This is a genomic window from Bacillus sp. THAF10 (assembly GCF_009363695.1).
Classification (GTDB): Bacteria; Bacillota; Bacilli; order Bacillales; family Bacillaceae_I; genus Sutcliffiella_A.
The window spans coordinates 2064345-2081390 of sequence record NZ_CP045403.1 but is presented as its reverse complement, the minus strand read 5'-3'; the positions used below and the strand labels follow the sequence as shown (position 1 = coordinate 2081390).

Sequence of the window (17046 nt, the reverse complement as noted above, 5' to 3'; positions counted from 1 at the left end):
GATCATGTATTATCGATCGCTAGGGAAAATACCACAAAAACGTCATACACAGTTTAAAAAAGAGGATGGTACCTTGTATCGGGAGCAGGTAATGGGGACGAAAGGTTTTTCAGGTACACAATCCATACTTTATCACCACTTTCTCCCAACAGAAGTAGTGAAATCGGAACTGATTGGTAGCTACTTACCTCAATATGAAGAAGACAGTCCGTTAAATCATCGTCACCTTCTTACTCCTTCTATTGAAAAAAGAGGAAATGCTCTTGACGCTAGAGAGTATCTTTTAGGGAATAACGACCTTTTAATTGGTACAGCACTTGTTACTGAAGAGATGAAGAGCTATTACCGAAATGGAGACGGCGATGAACTTTTATTTATTCATTACGGTTCTGGTGTTGTGGAAACGATGTTTGGAACAATTACTTACCGTAAAGGAGATTATGTAACAATCCCCATTGGTACGATCTATAAGGTTATACCAAATGAAGAAACAAAAATGTTGATTGTTGAAGCATTTAGTCAAATGACAACCCCTAAGCGCTATCGGAATGAATATGGTCAGCTCCTTGAACACAGTCCATTTTGCGAACGTGATTTTAGAGGACCAGAGACACTTGAAACATACAATGAAAAAGGGGAATTCGAAGTTTTAACAAAATCAAGAGGACTAATGCATTCTCATATCCTCGGACATCATCCTCTAGATGTAGTCGGTTGGGATGGTTATCTCTATCCATGGGTGTTTAATATAGAAGATTTCGAACCAATTACAGGCAGAGTGCATCAGCCACCTCCTGTTCACCAAACCTTTGAAGGGCATAATTTTGTCGTATGTTCCTTCGTACCTAGACTTTATGATTATCATCCAGAAGCCATTCCAGCACCTTATTACCATAGTAATGTAAATAGTGATGAACTGCTTTACTATGTGGCCGGCAATTTCATGAGTCGAAAAGGTATAAAAGAAGGTTCCATCACTCTTCATCCATCGGGAATCCCTCATGGACCTCACCCAGGCACAACTGAGGCAAGTATCGGTAAAAAAGAAACATTAGAGCTGGCGGTAATGATTGATACGTTTAAGCCATTGAAAGTAGTGAAGAGTGCAACGGGAATAGAAGATAAAAACTATATGTTTACTTGGATAGAGAAATAAGAAAAAAGCTCCCAAAGAACTACAATATGGGAGCTTTTTCCTTTTTCTTTCGTGATTTTATGTAACTTTTGTAATACAAATTGAGCACTTTGTAATATATTATTGCTTTTCAAACTTTGTCAATATCTTTTTTTTAGTATAATTTATACATCTTTCATTTTTATGGAAAAATGGTGGTAGTTTTGTGTTAGAAAGAAACATGGAGTTCCATTGTTACATAAGGCATTATCCTCATTAATGAAAAATTGCCCAGTTTTTCTATTTGATATGTTTAATTTTTCCATGAATATTACAAAAAACCCGTGTTATGATTTTCGTGTAGCAACGAGCAACACAAAAATTATTTCAAGGGGGAAATTCACCTATGAAAATCAACAAGAAATCAATCTTTACTGCTGTTACTACTGCAGCTATTTTAACTGCTGCACCATTCGGATTATCTGCAAAAGCAGAATCCAATGCACCAGCAAAGCCAACATGTGACTTATCTAATGTCACGTCCTTAACTGGAAAACAATTTAAAAGTCATGAGGATGCAAAAGCATTCTTAGATAACTATATGAAAGAATTAGAAAGCAAATATGGTGTGAAGGTTCAAATGAATGGTGCACCTGCTGAAGCAGCAGAAAAACAAGCTCCAAAAGAAGAACAAAAGCAAGAAGCAAAAGCACCTGAAAAAGCTGAAGCTCCAAAAGAGGAAGCTCAAGCACCTGCTCCACAAAAAACGGAACAAGCTGAAAAGCCAGCAGCAGAAAAACAAGCTGCAGATGGTGAAGTAAGTGAATTCGAACAAAAGGTAGTGGAATTAACGAATGCTGAGCGTGAAAAAGGTGGATTAGCTCCTCTTGAATTAGATGCTGAGCTAAGCAAGGTTGCGAAAGAGAAGTCTAATGACATGCAAAAAAACAACTACTTCTCTCATAACAGTCCAACTTACGGATCTCCGTTTGACATGATGAAACAATTTGGTGTGGAATATAAGACTGCAGGGGAAAACATTGCCCAAGGTCAACAAAGTCCAGAAGAAGTAGTGAATGCTTGGATGAATTCTGAAGGTCACCGTGCAAACATTATGAATGAGAACTTTACTCATATTGGTGTAGGCCATGTTGAAGAAGGTAACTATTGGACACAAATGTTCATCGGAAAATAATGAGGAAAGACAGCCATTGAGGCTGTCTTTTTTTATGCTTTATTATGTGATAATAGATCCTCATGGTAGCGTTCAAGAAAAAGATAGGCTTTTCGTATTTGTTGCAGCACTTTTTTTATGCTATTAGGATTTATGCGGTTAACCCCTATTTCTTGTAGATAAATAAATACAACAGATAGAGTTGGCAACAAATAATCAGAAACCAGCATATTTGCGTCATACTGAACTAATATTTTTATTTCTTTTTTTAGTTCATCTTTGAAACGTTTAAAATGGCTGGCAATGATAACATGTAACTCTTGCTTTTGAGGGTGATCAGCCTGTTCATAAAGCTCAAGATAATCTAATAGTATCGCGAGTTCTTCTTTGAAAAAAGTTAAGGAATAAATCACCTTTTCAAAATCATAATGATTCATACAGAAAACCCCTTAAATAAATGTTATAAATGACTAATTTCGACATTTTACAACAAAATCCTCTTATTATTCCTATAAGAATACTCCTGAACTATCTTGATTTCGCAGTCTTCAAATATTTGTTTTGTAAAAAATACAATCGTGCCGCTAGCCCGATTGCTCCAGCTGCTAAACCAGATATTAAGCCTATCCAATAACCAAAAGCACCATGGTCTGTATAATTAGCAAGAAAATAGCCAATTGGCAGTCCTAAGAGCCAATAAGATACAAAAGCTACAATAAACGTTATATTCACATCTTTATATCCTCTTAATGCTCCTTGAATAGGGGCAGCTATAGCATCTGATAGCTGAAAAAAGATAGCGTATAGTAAAAACGCTGTGGTGAGTGAAATAACTTCAGGATCTTTCGTATACATATACGCAACCTCAGTTCTAAAGAAATAAAGAAATATTGCACAAACTAATGAAAGCAGTACCGCTGATAGTACCCCAATCCAGGCATATTGCTTTGCATCTTTAATCCGTTTTGCTCCAACCTCAAAACCTACTAGAATGGTTAAGGCCATGGAAATACTTAAAGGAACCATATATAGAAGGGAAGCGAAATTTAGAGCAACCTGATGGGCCGCTATCGTAATGGTATTAAATGAACTCATTAAAAGGGTTACAGCTGAAAATATGCTCGTTTCAAAGAAAATAGATAGTCCTATTGGTACACCGATAACTAAAATTTCTTTCCATTTTGAAAATGAAATAGGATGTAACCGGTCAAAAAGGTGGTAGTTTTTAAATGGTCGTTTCTTCAGGACAATATATAAAGATATAAACAAAATCAGCCAATACGTTAGTGCAGAGGCAACTCCGGCACCAATACCACCTAATGCTGGAAAACCAAACTTTCCGAAGATAAACAAATAGTTTAATGCAATATTTATTGGAAGAGACATTAAGGTGATAAACATAGAAGTTCTTGTTTGGCCTAGGGCATCAATAAAGCATCGAAGAACGGTATAGGCAAACAAAGGCAGAATTCCAAATCCAAGAGCAACAAGATAGTAGAATGCAACATCTCTTACTTCTTGTTCTAGGCTCATCCCTTCTAAAATAGGAGACAAAAATAATCCTCCGATAAGTAACACCAATATGCTCATGGCAATGGAAACATATAAACCTTGAGTGGTTGCAAATGGGATGCTTTTTGAATCTTTTGCACCTGTCAATTGTGCAACGATGGGGGTGATCGATAATAAGATTCCACTTAAACCTGTGAAAACTGGTACCCATAGCCCTGCACCAATGGCAACTCCGGCGAGATCTGTAGCTCCAACATTTCCTGTCATCATGATGTCAAACAGGTTCATGGAAAATAACGCCAGTTGGGTGATAAGGATAGGGAATAGGATTTTGAAAAATAGTCTTATTCTTTCTTTTAAAGTAAATACCTGCTGCATGTTCTTCTCTCAACCTTCTATAAGTATGATAATGCTATGGATTATATCACAATCAGAGATGAAAACCCTATACCTACATTTATAATTTATGCAATCTTGACACATAACATCAAACCTACTAGAATAGGAATATAGTAAAACTACATACGATTAAAGCCCAATCAAAGGGGAGTAGCTATGAGAACAATATTGCCGTCATGACGTGACTGTTTATCAGTCTCCGGCTTTATTGGCATCCTAACGGTGTTAGCAAGACCTTTGCCTAAACTGGACAGTTCTAGGTAAAGGTCTTTTTATGTGCTTCCATAAAATGCCTTTACCTTTGCCAGGTAGAGGCTTTGTTATGTGAAAAAGGAGAGGGAAACCATGGAATTATCATTATTATTAGAGTATGGCTGGGTACTTCTTGTATTAATTGCCTTAGAAGGTATCCTGGCTGCAGATAACGCACTTGTCCTAGCTATTATGGTCAAGCATCTCCCGGAAGAAGCAAGAAAAAAGGCACTCTTTTATGGGTTGGCAGGTGCTTTAGTGTTCCGTATCGGTTCATTATTTGCAATTTCTTACCTAGTTACCATTTGGCAGGTTCAAGCAATTGGAGCTGCTTACCTATTGTTTATCGCCCTCAATCACCTCTGGAGGAAGTTCGCTGTTGCCAAGGTGGAACATGCGGCAACAGTTGATAAAACGAGAAAGCAATCTGGTTTTTGGATGACCGTGTTTAAAGTAGAATTGGCAGATATTGCGTTCGCTGTAGATTCAATTCTGGCGGCATTTGCCCTTGCAATGACTCTACCACAAACAAGTCTGCCGAAAATAGGCGGAATTGATGGGGGTCAATTTATCGTCATCTTTTTAGGTGGTTTTATTGGTGTCGTTATTATGCGATTTGCAGCAACTCTTTTTGTAAAATTATTAAAAGAGCGACCAACCCTAGAAACAGCAGCATTTCTAATCGTAGGTTGGGTTGGATTTAAGCTAGCTATGTATACCTTAGCTCATCCAAGTGTTGGCGTCTTGCCTCACGACTTCGTACACAGCGGGCTGTTTAAAACATTATTCTGGATTGTTTTAATTGGGATTGCTGCTGGATCGTGGATTATATCCGGTAAAGATAAAAATGTTCGCGAAGTAGATAGCATAAAGTAAAATTACTTCAAGTAACTTTATATTCCTGCTATAATGATGAAAGCTGTTGACACGATGTCAGCAGCTTTTTTTAAGAAATTAAGCCATACTATTCAATATGTATCGATAAAAAGGAGTAATGATGTTGTTTACTATAGATCAATTACCACTGCAAATACAAAACGTACTAAAATCACGTTATGCCAAAGAGGAAGAGCAAACGGATATAGGAAAGGCTGGGTATGCTTCAGCTGACATGAATATTCTCTATGATAGTGTCATTGCCCTTGCTTTGGATAAGAACGTTTTATTAAAAGGGCCGACTGGATCTGGGAAAACGAAGCTTGCAGAAACACTTTCCTCCATTTATCAGCAACCTATGTACAGTATAAACTGCTCAGTAGATCTTGATGCAGAGGCACTTCTAGGTTTTAAAACAATAAATGAGGTAGATGGGAAATCTATAATTGATTTTGTACCCGGACCAGTTATCCAAGCAATGAAAAAGGGGCATCTTCTCTATATTGATGAGATTAATATGGCAAAACCAGAAACCTTACCAATATTAAACGGAGTGTTGGATTACCGGAAAACCATCACAAACCCCTTCACAGGGGAAGTGGTGAAAGCCAAAAACGGTTTTGGAGTAATTGCGGCAATCAACGAGGGCTATGTGGGAACAGTCCCATTAAATGAAGCCTTAAAAAACCGATTTGTGGTTGTGGATGTTCCTTATGTACAAGGTGAGACCTTACTTCAAATCCTTACAAACCAATCCCAACTTAAAGACGAAAAACTACTAAAGAAATTTGTCACACTTTCTAGTGATTTAATTGCGCTTGTCCAAAACGGAAACCTTTCAGAGGAGGCAGCCTCCATCCGGGCATTATTAGATGCTTGTGATCTTAGTGTCTATTTACCACCTCTTCGAGCAGTTCACCGAGCGATAGTTGAAAAGCTAGAAGACGAACGTGAAAAAGCGGCAATTCTCAACGTTGCTCAAACTTTATTTAACTGAGGCGATGAATTTTGAGACCAATTGTTTTTAATGATAAAAAAATCGATTCCTTTTTATTTATGCAGTTATCTGACTTAGTTGTTTCCTTATCTAAAAAAAATGGGGTAGAAGTGGAATATGCCTTTAAGTCATATTTTGATCCTTTTGAAAACAAAGTATATCTTAGCCTCTTTTGGGATAATCATCCAGAGTTTGAAAAATTTCATGGCATGAGAAGTGACGTGTATTTACGTGGAATTGGTTCTGTTCATCATACAGATTACCTTGTAGTGCAAGATTTTCTTACACGTATTAAACATTCTCCGCTAAAAAGCTTTGCAAGACAGCTATTCATGTTACTCGAGGATATTCGGCTTGAGGAAATTTGCAAAAGGGAAAGACCAGGTACAATTAACACCTTTTTAGTAAGAAGGCAGGAGTACCGCAAATACTTTCGTAGTCAGTTAACCGTAAATGCTGAAAGAAATATCCTAACTGATGCTCTCTATAACGTGTTATTTTTGCTGTTAACGACGGATAACCCGCTAGAGGAGATACCAACCCTGCATGAGAGGCTCAATCTTGCGCTCCCTTACTTAAGAGAGGAAGCTTCAAAGACCTATGAAGCAGATCATACAGAAGAAATTAAGAAAATCACCTTAAACATTCTCGATGTTTTAGAAGATGTAGTAGAAAAGGACATGCTAAATACCTACTTCTTTTTCCCAGATTTCACGAAAGAAGAGGAAAGCGGTCCAAGCTTTGATGATTTGAAACGAAAAAGCGAATTAAAAAATGATGATAGTAAGCATAAAGAAACAGAAGAAGAAGAAATACAAGAAGAAAAGCTTCCAACATGGCACCGCGAGTCTGATAGTAACAGTAAAAGCTTTCTTCAATTTGATTTAGAGCAAGGAACGAAGATGGATTTAATGGGTGAGGGCATACGAGAAGGAGAAGATGGAGACCAAGCAATGGGGTATGTGCAAGGTCAAAGTCAAAAAACCACTCGTAATGATTACTCTAAGCTTGACATGATGGATGTCATTAACAACGAAAAAAAAGAAGGGGGAAGTGGAGCGGAGTTTGGTAAAGAAAACAAATATGCGTATCCAGTCTTTCTTCAACCTGTTCCTGTTAATAGGGAAGACCACGTGGCTTATGATAAGGTGAAAACAATCATTGCTCCTTATCAAAAGAAACTAAAACAACTGATACAAAAAACATTAGAACACAAAAAGATACTTCCACGTAGTGATTTACCTTTTGGCAGGTTAAGTAAAAAACTAATGCCATGGTTTACAGATGAAAACCCGAGAGTCTTTTATAAAAAGGACAATCTCTCTATTGAAATTGATGCTGTTTTTTCCTTGCTTGTGGATTGTTCTGCGTCCATGTTTGATAAGATGGATGAAACAAAATATGGAATTACCTTGTTCCATGAAGCATTAAAGTCTGTTTTGGTTCCACATGAAGTGGTTGGTTTTTGGGAGGATACAAACGATGCAACAAAAACGAGCCAGCCGAACTATTTCAAGGCTGTCATCGATTATTCTTCCAGCCTTAAAAAGCAGTCAGGGCCAGAAATATTGCAGCTTACACCAGAGGAAGACAATAGAGATGGCTATGCGATTCGCCATACTACAAAGAGGCTCAACCAACGAAGAGAAAAACAAAAATTCCTACTCGTTTTCTCAGATGGTGAACCTGCTGCAATGGATTACGAGAAAAATGGAATAGTCGATACCCACCAAGCTGTGATGGAAGCCCGAAAAAGTGGGATAGAGGTCATAAATGTGTTTCTTGCCAATGGAGAAATAGAAGAAGCACAAGTGAAAACCATTCAAAATATGTATGGAAAATATAGCATACTTGTGCCAAATATTAATGAGCTACCGGATATTCTTTTTCCCTTATTGAAAAAACTCTTACTGAAAAGTTTATAACAAAACATAATGGGCTACCTTAACATCATGGAGTTTTTCGACTAGAAAAACCATGTGAAAGAAGGTGCCCTTTGTTTTGAAATATTTTTCACCTAAAAAGTACCTAATTACAGCTGCAATCCTATTGTTTATCACAGTACTAATATCTCTTAGCTTACAAATAAATATAGTAGTCAGGTATGACAGATTTCTTGGGGAGGCTCTCTATCAATTTACGGGCGCTGATTACTTTTTTATCTTCTTATCTGAGATAGGCTCTAGAAATTTCTTTTTTCCAACATTAACTCTCTTAAGTGTTATCATTGTTTGGAAAAATAATTGGGCAATCCTTCTATTATTATGGATCAATCTGCTAGGCGTCAGGTTTGCAAATACAGCTTTAAAAACCTTGTTTGAAAGAGAAAGACCAACGCTTGACCATATTGTGGAAGCTTCATTTTATAGCTTTCCAAGTGGTCATTCCATGAATTCAATGGCCTTTTATGGGATGCTAGCTTTGTTATCGTACCATTATATGAAGAAAAAGAGTTCTAAACTTTTGACGGTTGGATGTTTTGTACTTTTGATTTTTCTTATTGGGTTAAGCAGAATCTATTTAGGGGTTCATTTTCCACTAGATGTATTTGCAGGATTTGGTGCAGGAGCAACCTGGTTATTTGGTCTTTATGGCATATATTCCATTTATGTAAACTGGAGAGAAAAGAAAAAGCTTATGCACCGAAAAAATTTCGGGTGACGAATGAATCTGTTCCGTGGTATAGTTTTTTTAGAAAGCTCTTTACTAAAGGATTGTTGCTATCAACCAGGAAAAAGTTGGAATTAAGACTTTTTCCAATCTATATTCGAAGAAAAATTGGTCACATAGTTCAAACTTTCTCCACGAAAAGAGCACGACAGCAACCTTGTTTAAGGGCTTCTTAACTATACGTAGTAGCAACAAAGTTGTGGAAACATCCTTTTGGGATCACAATGGAACGGAGAACATAAAATGTGGAAAAATAAAAACGTTTGGATTTTGTTAATTGGAGAATTTATTGCAGGTCTTGGGCTTTGGACAGGAATTATTGGCAACCTAGAATTTATGCAGGGATTAGTCCCATCAGATTTTGCTAAATCACTAATTCTCTTTGCAGGCTTATTGGCTGGAGTAATGGTTGGACCGCTTGCAGGTAGAATCATTGATGCCACTAGCAAGAAAAAAGTCATGCTCGTTGCAGGTTTTGGCCGTATGATAAGTGTAGTATTTATGTTCCTTGCAATTGAATATCAGTCCATCTTACTGATGATAGTCTTTATGATTGCTATTCAAATCTCTGCAGCATTTTACTTTCCTGCCCTTCAATCATCGATTCCTTTGATAGTAAAGGAAAAAGAGCTCTTAGAAATGAATGGTGTTCACATGAACGTTTCCACCATATCTAGAATTGCCGGGACAGCTCTAGCAGGAGCCATGCTCGTTGTCATGAGCTTACCTTCTTTGTACTTGGCATCGATGATTGCATATGGATTATTGTTTGCTCTCACCTTTTTGTTAGAAATAAACGAGGAACCTAGAGAAAACGATTCAAAAACAATTGGGAAGTCTGGTAGTTTTAAAGAAGTACTTCCTGTTCTTAAAAGTACACCTATTGCTATGACCGTTTTAATTCTTACCTTTATCCCGATTTTATTTATCGGTGGATTCAATCTAATGGTAATTAACATTAGTGAAATTCAAAATGATCAAGTGATTAAAAGCTGGATTTATACGATCGAAGGTATTTTCTTTATGATTGGTGCATTCTCTGTAAAGCGTATCACAAATGAGCAAAAGATGGTTCCGATGCTTTTTGCTTTTGTTACCTTAATTGCCATTTCGCTTTTCAGTCTTTATTTTGCTGACTTGAAATGGATGACGTTATTCGCATTTGGACTTTTTGGTTTAGCTGTAGGTTGTTTCTTTCCATTGGCCGCGACTATTTTTCAAACAAAAATTCCGAAAGAGTTCCATGGAAGGTTCTTTTCCTTTAGAAACATGTTAGACAGAGTGCTATTTCAAGTTGCCCTGCTTGGAACAGGATTACTATTAGATACGATTGGACTACAATACATGGGTATTACTTTCGGATTTTTGTCTCTATTCATCATCTTTTCATATGGATTGCGACTACTACGACAGCCCATGGCCATATCTGAGCAAAAAACACCTTAGCATGAGGTGTTTTTTTGTGCGGTAAAAAGGGAATTAAGATTAGAGAGTGAATATAGTAATTATGTATTGAAAAATGGAGGAGGGATTCTTTTTGAAAGAATATTCAATGTACATAAATGGTGATTGGGTTCGAACGGAGGAAGAGATCACCGTTACTAATCCAGCAACTGGTGAAAAAATTGCTACTGTGCCAAGTATTACAGAAGAACTGCTTAATCAAACCGTAGAATATGCAGAACAAGCGTTTCAGACTTGGAGAAATTACACGGCAAATGAGCGAGCAGAACTATTAGACAAGTGGTTTAAGCTTTTAGAAGAAAATAAAAAAACAATTGCTGAAACATTGACAAAAGAACAAGGAAAGCCATTTCGGGAAGCGCTAGGAGAGGTGGGGTATGCGAATAGCTTCGTAGAATGGTATAAAGAAGAGGGAAAAAGAGTGTATGGTGAAACTATTCCATCGTCTTCAAAGGACAAGCGAATTCTTATTCAAAAGCAACCGGTGGGTGTTGTTGCCGCAATCACCCCATGGAACTTTCCTGCTGCCATGATTACGAGAAAAGTGGCACCTGCTCTTGCAGCTGGATGTACCGTTATTGTTAAGCCTGCTGGACAAACGCCACTGACGGCACTTTTACTTGCAAAATATGCCCATGAAGCTGGTATTCCACAAGGAGTATTACAAGTGGTAACTGGAAAATCCAGTATGATTGGGGAAGTGTTAATGAAACATTCTCTTGTGAAAAAATTGACCTTTACAGGTTCAACAGAGGTTGGAAAAACATTAATGGAGCTTGCCGCTCATACTGTAAAAAAACTCTCGCTTGAATTAGGCGGTCATGCTCCATTTATTGTTTTTAAAGATGCTAACTTAGAAAAAGCGGCAAAAGGACTTGTTCAATCAAAATTTAGAAATGCGGGGCAAACGTGTATTTGCGCGAATCGAATTTATGTGGAAGAGAGTGTTGCTGAAGAGTTTACCACACTGTTCGTTAAAGAGGTTGAAAAGCTAAAAGTAGGGAATGGAATGGAAAGAGGAATGGATATCGGACCATTAATTGATGATGCAGCCTTGAAAAAGGTACAGGAGCATATAAATGATGCAACGAAAAAAGGAGCCAAAGTACAGTATGGTGGAGAAGAGATGGATGGAAACTTTATGAAGCCTACTGTTCTATCTAATGTGCGTGATGAGATGCTTTGCATGCAAGAGGAAACCTTTGGCCCTGTTGCGCCGATTACAACCTTCTCAAATGAAGAAGAAGTGATTAAACGTGCCAACCATACCCCATACGGTCTTGCTGCTTATGTTTTTACAGAAAACATCTCTCGAGTCTACCGCGTGACAGAGGCATTGGATTATGGAATTATTGGTGTGAATGATGGAGCACCTTCTCTTGCGCAAGCCCCATTTGGAGGCCTAAAAGAAAGTGGAATTGGCAGAGAAGGCGGGCACCATGGAATGGAAGAATACCTAGAAGTGAAATATGTTTCTATTGGTATATAATATAATTTAGAGTAAACAGCCGGAATAGTCTATATCCGGCTGTTTTTTGCTTTTGGCTATATTGTTGATAAAAGGACTTTCTAGCTGTTGAATGGAGCAAAGGCGGAGACTCTTCTCGAGAATGAAGCGAAAGACATGTGACCCCACAGGCGCAATAGAGGAGGCTTATAATTCGCCTCGCGGACGCAGAGCCATTTACGGAAACCAACAGTATATTTTAACAGAACAAAAATTTTAATATTTCTGCTTGTTCCTTTTTTCCTATATAATAGAGAAAGAAGCTATTTTCCTGAAACCTTTTTACAACGATAATCGTATAAAAAGGACACAGGTGAGGAGTGATATAAATGAAACGTTTTTTCCTTCAAGGGTTTATCATAATACTCTCGTTCAACATAGCAGTTATCGGGTTTTTTAGCGTATTTTTCTTCACAGGCAATCAAATGCAGCTTGGTGCACTCGGAGCATTTGCTAGCTTTTTACTTAGTTATTGGAGTCTCAAAAGAAAATTACTACCTAGTAACGAATTAGACAAAATAGAACGAAAAGAAAAAAAGTATGTTTATTCACAAGTAAGAAAAGCGAGAGAAAATGCCAAAATTATCAATCAAGCCAGAATTCGTGTTCGGTCTATTTTTATGTATCAAACCATCACAAAAATAGCAAAAATAAGCAACAAAGTCATAAAATTAGTGGAAAAAGAACCAAATCGATACCGAACTGCACAAAGTTTTTTTCAGCAACATTTAGATTCCTCCGCCATCATCATCCGTAAATACATTCAGCTATTACATCAACCTGTGCGTACACATGAGGTTTCCCTTGCTATCCGAGAAACCGAAGCAGCGTTAAAAGAAATGGAACGGACGATGGAAAAGGAATGGATGAATGTTCTATCAGGTGATATAAATCATCTCCAAACAGAATTAAAGCTTATTAACCAAAATAATTTCCAAGAACCTAAATCCAATCAAAAGTAAAGTTGTATACGAGGTGAATGACTTTGAAGAACAATGATAAACTTGAACAACAGCTGAAAGAAAACACATTAAACGACCTTTTAAGCAATCCTTTTTCTACACCCAAAATGGATAACGAAATGATGGCTATGGAAAAAGAAAACGAATCTCCAAAGCAAGAGAAGGTCATGGATACATTAACTGAGGAATATAAAACAAAGGCGTTAGACATCGCAAAACAGATTGATCCTCATGACCAACAAGCCATTTCATCTTATGGCATTACTGCACAAAATGAACTTTCAACCTTCTCAAATTCCATCCTTTCGCATGTGCAAGCAAAGGATGCGGGTCCAGTGGGTGAGGTTGTTTCTGATTTAATGAGAAAAATAAAGGAAGTAAAGCCAGGAGAGCTGGAGCCACAGAAAAAAGGCTTTTTCGGGAAGCTTTTTGGAAATGTAAATAACTCCATGCAACAGCTCTTTGCTAAGTACAGAAAAATTGGGTTTGAAATAGATAAAATCTCTGATCAGCTTGAAAGCTTTAAGAAGATACTACAACGTGATAATATTATGCTTGAATCACTTTATGATAAGAATAAAGATTATTTTCAAGCTTTAAACATTTACATTGCTGCCGCAGAGTATAAATATGACGAAATACAGGAGTCGATCATCCCAGAACTTGAAAAAAAGGCGAGAGAAACGAATAATCAAATGGATGTGCAGGCAGTAAGCGATATGATGCAATTTGCAGATCGACTTCAAAAAAGAACACATGATTTGAAGATTAGCCGCCAAATCACGCTTCAAATGGCACCGCAAATTAGAATGATACAGCACACAAACCAAACGTTAGTGGAAAGAATTCAATCCTCTATCTTAACCGCAATTCCTCTTTGGAAAAATCAATTGGTAATTGCTGTTTCCTTATACAATCAACAAAAAGCAGTTGATACACAGAGGAATGTATCAGAGACAACAAATGAACTCTTATTAAAAAACTCAGAAATGTTAAAGCAAAATACCATTTCTGCAGCAAGGGAGAATGAACGAGGTCTTGTTGATATAGAAACGCTGAAGAAAACGCAAGAAAATTTAATTGAAACATTAGAAGAAACGATACTAATTCAGCAAGAAGGCAGAGAAAAAAGGTATCAGGTAGAGCAGGAGCTTGTACAAATGGAAAATGATCTGAAAACAAAGCTGCTTGAAGTTCGTTCAAAAGCCAAGCCAAACAAATAAAAAATTACCCCTGTAACTTTTTCTTACAGGGGTAATTCCATTAACGTGCTGTAGGAAAGATTCGCTCAACGAACTGTGTGAATTCATCAAAAAATCCACCAACAGGACGACCACGACGAATATCGTTAGCATACCCATCCATGCGGTCTACAAATTCTGGATTGACAGAAACGTAAACGTTACGAATATCAGGATCAGATTTTCTCACTTGGTTTGCAATTTTATCCTCTATCTCTTTTGAAAGCTCAGTACTTTCATTTCCTTCAAGTACTGCTGCAACATACGCGTTACGGTTGGTCACGATTATATTGCAGGACTCCACATCATTTAATGCGGTAATCTTATCACAAGCTTCATCGGCTACCGCAAGTCTCGCTTCATTTCGATCATTTACTCTTGTGGGGTTCATATTTCTATTGTAGCGCCCCATGTTATCGTAGTTTACATTTAAAGCATCATTTTGATTATTATCTGCACCATAATTGTCAACATTGTTACATCCAGTTAATAACAACGTCAATGCTAATCCTGTTACAATTAAGCCTTTACCTTTCATTATTTAACACCTCATTTGCTAATTTATATCGATATTTTGTTCAAAAAAAGGATGATTATTCGTTTAAAATTGTATAAAGAGGTGTAATTTATTAATAAATCTAATGGGATATAGGGGATGAAACCAATAATAGAGTATGATAAAAGGGAATATTTAACATCGTACCAATTGACAGCATGGGCTAGTATCCATCAATGTAAAATGATCAATACCGGAAAATATCGTCTCTATACTCATTCTTTTCTTCCAAAGAATCGAGAAGGAATGGTTACGATTATTCATGGATACCTTGATCATGCTGGGTCCTTGAATAAACTTATACATTTTTTACTTTCCAATCATTTTGGGGTTATTTCCTTTGACTTACCTGGTCATGGGTATTCAAATGGAAATAGAGGAGACATCGATTGCTTTAGTGACTATACCTCGGCCTTACATACTGTTCAAAGCTACTATAAAAATGAAATTGTTGAAGAAAATTGGGGAGTCATCGGTCATAGTACAGGGGCAGCAATTGTCGTTAGTTACTTACAAGAACACCCAAATGTATTTAAGAAAGTAATCCTTGCAGCACCTCTCATTCAGCCATATTTGTGGTCTTTTTCTCAAATTGGTGTTAAACTCATTGGCAGGAAAGTGAAACACTTAAACAGAGCCTATCGAAGAAATTCTTCTAATGATCAATATCTTCAATTTGTTAAAAGTGACCCATTGCAATTTTCTAAGCTACCAATGAATTGGCTCCAGTCCTTCCATGCGTGGCATAAAAAGATATCAAATATAAAAAGAGGGGAGAAAGAAGTACATATTCTTCAGGGAAATAAGGATACTACAGTAGATTGGAGACATAATGTCCGTTTTTTACTGAATGCGTATCCAAATTCTAAATGCATTTTGATAGATGGGGTAAATCATCAGCTTTTTAATGAAGAAGAGACATTACGGGAGATAGCTTTCTTTCACGTGAAAAGAATCTTAGCATTCAAAAATTAATTCAAGTTAAAGGGTGATAAAAGTAAAATGGAAGAAACAAAAAATAACAACATTCAAATTGGAGATATGATTTTAATAAACAAAGGATCAAAAAAAGGAAGCAAGGGAAAGGTTATCGTCATTAGAGATAGTTCTGTTATCGTAGAGCTAGGGAAAAACCCAAATACTGGAGAACCAATTCGAACTGTGATAAACCATAAAAATTATAAGTTGCTATAAAAAAAGTGTCAGGATATAATCCTGACACCTTTTTCTTATGATTTATTGAGCAAATACATGTTTTCCAATTTTAGTTGTTACTTCTCGAGAGCGAATCCATTGGTCACTTGTTTTATCTGGATTAAAGAAATATAAAGAATTATTCCCGTCACCACGAAAAGCAATGGCCTCTTCTGCAGCCTTCAACGCTTCTTCGTTTGCAGGCTTATCAATTTCTCCATTACCAACAGGAGAGAACTGATAAATTCCACCTGGGGATGTTTCATAAATAACTTCTTTAATAGAATCAGGGAAGATATCACTATCTACACGATTTAACACAACAGTTGCTACAGCTACTTTCCCTTCATATGGTTCACCTTTGGCTTCTGCATGAACAAGACGGGCAAGTAATTCTTTTTCCTCATTTGCTACCTGATCAGGTAACTGAATTGATTCACCTGGAAAAATCAAGTGATTATTTTTATTATTTAACTTCTTCATTTCCTTCACAGAAACACCGTACGTTTTTCCTATAGTCCACAGGCTATCACCTGATTTTACTTTATATGATTCTGCTGCCTGTGCATGAAAGCCAGAACCGGCAATAATTGTCGCACTAAGTGCAGAAAGAGTAATTAATTTTTTTAACATGAATAAGTTCCTCCTTGTTGTTGTTTTTAACCAACTTTAGGACGCTCTAGACAACATCCTAACAAGAAATAAGTCCTATTTCATTAGAGAATTGTTGGAATCAATACATATATTTTGTACATCGTACCTGTTATTTACATTAAAAAGGGTAATTTTGGTTGTTATTCAGGAGTTTTTTATTAATTTCTCCTGTTCTTTTGTCCCAGAACAAATGTATTTGTTCTTGTACATCCATTGTTGTAAAATAAATAGAAGAAACTTGGAGGTGGAAAGATGATTCATCAAACATGGGAACAAACGGCAACCATTAGTAAAGTGAAATGTGTACATACTGATGCAAAAAAATACCTTGTAAACAATATGCTTACAGTGGGCAAAACATATGAAGTAAAAAATGAAACGGAAGAGTTTTTGTTTGTTATTGATAACAGTGGAAATATTGGTGGGTACTACAAAACATATTTTGAGAAAGTATAAGGAAAAAACAAGGCATCG

The 17046-nt window shown here is 36.8% G+C and carries 17 protein-coding genes; 13 read left to right on the top strand and 4 right to left on the bottom strand.

Annotated features, from left to right (window positions below):
- Positions 1–4 precede the first annotated feature (4 nt).
- Together FIU87_RS10805 and FIU87_RS10800 are read left to right on the top strand one after the other, a co-directional pair.
- Entirely contained in the window at positions 5–1156 is a 1152-nt protein-coding gene (locus FIU87_RS10805) for a homogentisate 1,2-dioxygenase (protein ID WP_152444604.1), read from the top strand.
- Positions 1157–1520: 364 nt separating this feature from the next.
- Positions 1521–2309, top strand: a complete 789-nt coding sequence (locus tag FIU87_RS10800; RefSeq protein ID WP_152444603.1) for a CAP domain-containing protein — start codon at positions 1521–1523, stop codon at positions 2307–2309.
- Positions 2310–2341: 32 nt separating this feature from the next.
- Here FIU87_RS10800 and FIU87_RS10795 read toward each other — a convergent pair whose 3' ends face one another.
- Both FIU87_RS10795 and FIU87_RS10790 read right to left on the bottom strand, forming a co-directional pair.
- Positions 2342–2725 (bottom strand): hypothetical protein, encoded by a 384-nt coding sequence (locus FIU87_RS10795; protein WP_152444602.1) that lies wholly within the window; start codon positions 2723–2725, stop codon positions 2342–2344.
- Positions 2726–2816: 91 nt separating this feature from the next.
- Entirely contained in the window at positions 2817–4178 is a 1362-nt protein-coding gene (locus FIU87_RS10790) for an MATE family efflux transporter (protein WP_152444601.1), read from the bottom strand.
- 366 nt (positions 4179–4544) lie between these two features.
- Here FIU87_RS10790 and FIU87_RS10785 point away from each other — a divergent pair, with 366 nt between their 5' ends.
- The 8 genes from FIU87_RS10785 to FIU87_RS10750 all read left to right on the top strand — a co-directional run bounded on the left by FIU87_RS10785 (position 4545) and on the right by FIU87_RS10750 (position 14150).
- Positions 4545–5327, top strand: a complete 783-nt coding sequence (locus FIU87_RS10785) for a TerC family protein (RefSeq protein ID WP_152444600.1) — start codon at positions 4545–4547, stop codon at positions 5325–5327.
- A 118-nt stretch (positions 5328–5445) separates the two neighbouring features.
- The gene (locus FIU87_RS10780) at positions 5446–6324 is read left to right on the top strand and encodes an ATP-binding protein (protein ID WP_152444599.1); all 879 of its coding nucleotides are present in this window, start codon (positions 5446–5448) and stop codon (positions 6322–6324) included.
- An 11-nt stretch (positions 6325–6335) separates the two neighbouring features.
- Positions 6336–8249, top strand: a complete 1914-nt coding sequence (locus FIU87_RS10775; RefSeq protein ID WP_152444598.1) for a vWA domain-containing protein — start codon at positions 6336–6338, stop codon at positions 8247–8249.
- A 76-nt stretch (positions 8250–8325) separates the two neighbouring features.
- On the top strand, positions 8326–8985 hold the full coding sequence (locus FIU87_RS10770; protein ID WP_172971029.1) for a phosphatase PAP2 family protein: 660 nt from the start codon (positions 8326–8328) through the stop codon (positions 8983–8985).
- A gap of 252 nt (positions 8986–9237) precedes the next feature.
- Entirely contained in the window at positions 9238–10440 is a 1203-nt protein-coding gene (locus FIU87_RS10765; protein WP_152444596.1) for an MFS transporter, read from the top strand.
- 106 nt (positions 10441–10546) lie between these two features.
- Positions 10547–11947, top strand: coding sequence for an NAD-dependent succinate-semialdehyde dehydrogenase (locus FIU87_RS10760; protein WP_152446512.1), 1401 nt, complete (start codon positions 10547–10549; stop codon positions 11945–11947).
- 347 nt (positions 11948–12294) lie between these two features.
- Positions 12295–12927 (top strand): 5-bromo-4-chloroindolyl phosphate hydrolysis family protein, encoded by a 633-nt coding sequence (locus tag FIU87_RS10755; protein ID WP_152444595.1) that lies wholly within the window; start codon positions 12295–12297, stop codon positions 12925–12927.
- 23 nt (positions 12928–12950) lie between these two features.
- Positions 12951–14150 carry a toxic anion resistance protein gene (locus tag FIU87_RS10750; protein ID WP_253905395.1) on the top strand — a complete coding sequence of 400 codons (1200 nt, stop codon included), beginning with the start codon at positions 12951–12953 and terminating at the stop codon, positions 14148–14150.
- A 40-nt stretch (positions 14151–14190) separates the two neighbouring features.
- Here FIU87_RS10750 and FIU87_RS10745 read toward each other — a convergent pair whose 3' ends face one another.
- Positions 14191–14706, bottom strand: coding sequence for a YhcN/YlaJ family sporulation lipoprotein (locus tag FIU87_RS10745; RefSeq protein ID WP_152444593.1), 516 nt, complete (start codon positions 14704–14706; stop codon positions 14191–14193).
- 117 nt (positions 14707–14823) lie between these two features.
- Between FIU87_RS10745 and FIU87_RS10740 the strand changes: the two genes are divergently transcribed.
- Positions 14824–15699: an alpha/beta hydrolase gene (locus FIU87_RS10740; protein WP_152444592.1), complete on the top strand. Its 876-nt coding sequence runs from the start codon at positions 14824–14826 to the stop codon at positions 15697–15699.
- Between the two features lie 27 nt (positions 15700–15726).
- Positions 15727–15918, top strand: coding sequence for a DUF2187 family protein (locus FIU87_RS10735; RefSeq protein ID WP_152444591.1), 192 nt, complete (start codon positions 15727–15729; stop codon positions 15916–15918).
- A 42-nt stretch (positions 15919–15960) separates the two neighbouring features.
- Here the strand turns inward: FIU87_RS10735 and FIU87_RS10730 are convergent, their stop codons facing one another.
- A complete protein-coding gene (locus FIU87_RS10730; RefSeq protein WP_152444590.1) occupies positions 15961–16551 on the bottom strand; it encodes a cell wall hydrolase in 591 nt (196 codons plus the stop codon).
- A 273-nt stretch (positions 16552–16824) separates the two neighbouring features.
- On the opposite strand from FIU87_RS10730, the gene FIU87_RS10725 reads away from it, so the two are divergent.
- The gene (locus FIU87_RS10725; RefSeq protein WP_152444589.1) at positions 16825–17028 is read left to right on the top strand and encodes a DUF6501 family protein; all 204 of its coding nucleotides are present in this window, start codon (positions 16825–16827) and stop codon (positions 17026–17028) included.
- Positions 17029–17046: the final 18 nt, after the last annotated feature.

Bases quoted from the DNA above. Each gene is read 5' to 3' on its own strand.
- FIU87_RS10805 (WP_152444604.1), top strand. From the start codon at position 5: ATGTATTATCGATCGCTAGGGAAAATACCACAAAAACGTCATACACAG.
- FIU87_RS10800 (WP_152444603.1), top strand. From the start codon at position 1,521: ATGAAAATCAACAAGAAATCAATCTTTACTGCTGTTACTACTGCAGCT.
- FIU87_RS10795 (WP_152444602.1), bottom strand. From the start codon at position 2,725: ATGAATCATTATGATTTTGAAAAGGTGATTTATTCCTTAACTTTTTTC.
- FIU87_RS10790 (WP_152444601.1), bottom strand. From the start codon at position 4,178: ATGCAGCAGGTATTTACTTTAAAAGAAAGAATAAGACTATTTTTCAAA.
- FIU87_RS10785 (WP_152444600.1), top strand. From the start codon at position 4,545: ATGGAATTATCATTATTATTAGAGTATGGCTGGGTACTTCTTGTATTA.
- FIU87_RS10780 (WP_152444599.1), top strand. From the start codon at position 5,446: ATGATGTTGTTTACTATAGATCAATTACCACTGCAAATACAAAACGTA.
- FIU87_RS10765 (WP_152444596.1), top strand. From the start codon at position 9,238: ATGTGGAAAAATAAAAACGTTTGGATTTTGTTAATTGGAGAATTTATT.
- FIU87_RS10760 (WP_152446512.1), top strand. From the start codon at position 10,547: ATGTACATAAATGGTGATTGGGTTCGAACGGAGGAAGAGATCACCGTT.
- FIU87_RS10755 (WP_152444595.1), top strand. From the start codon at position 12,295: ATGAAACGTTTTTTCCTTCAAGGGTTTATCATAATACTCTCGTTCAAC.
- FIU87_RS10745 (WP_152444593.1), bottom strand. From the start codon at position 14,706: ATGAAAGGTAAAGGCTTAATTGTAACAGGATTAGCATTGACGTTGTTA.
- FIU87_RS10740 (WP_152444592.1), top strand. From the start codon at position 14,824: ATGAAACCAATAATAGAGTATGATAAAAGGGAATATTTAACATCGTAC.
- FIU87_RS10735 (WP_152444591.1), top strand. From the start codon at position 15,727: ATGGAAGAAACAAAAAATAACAACATTCAAATTGGAGATATGATTTTA.
- FIU87_RS10730 (WP_152444590.1), bottom strand. From the start codon at position 16,551: ATGTTAAAAAAATTAATTACTCTTTCTGCACTTAGTGCGACAATTATT.
- FIU87_RS10725 (WP_152444589.1), top strand. From the start codon at position 16,825: ATGATTCATCAAACATGGGAACAAACGGCAACCATTAGTAAAGTGAAA.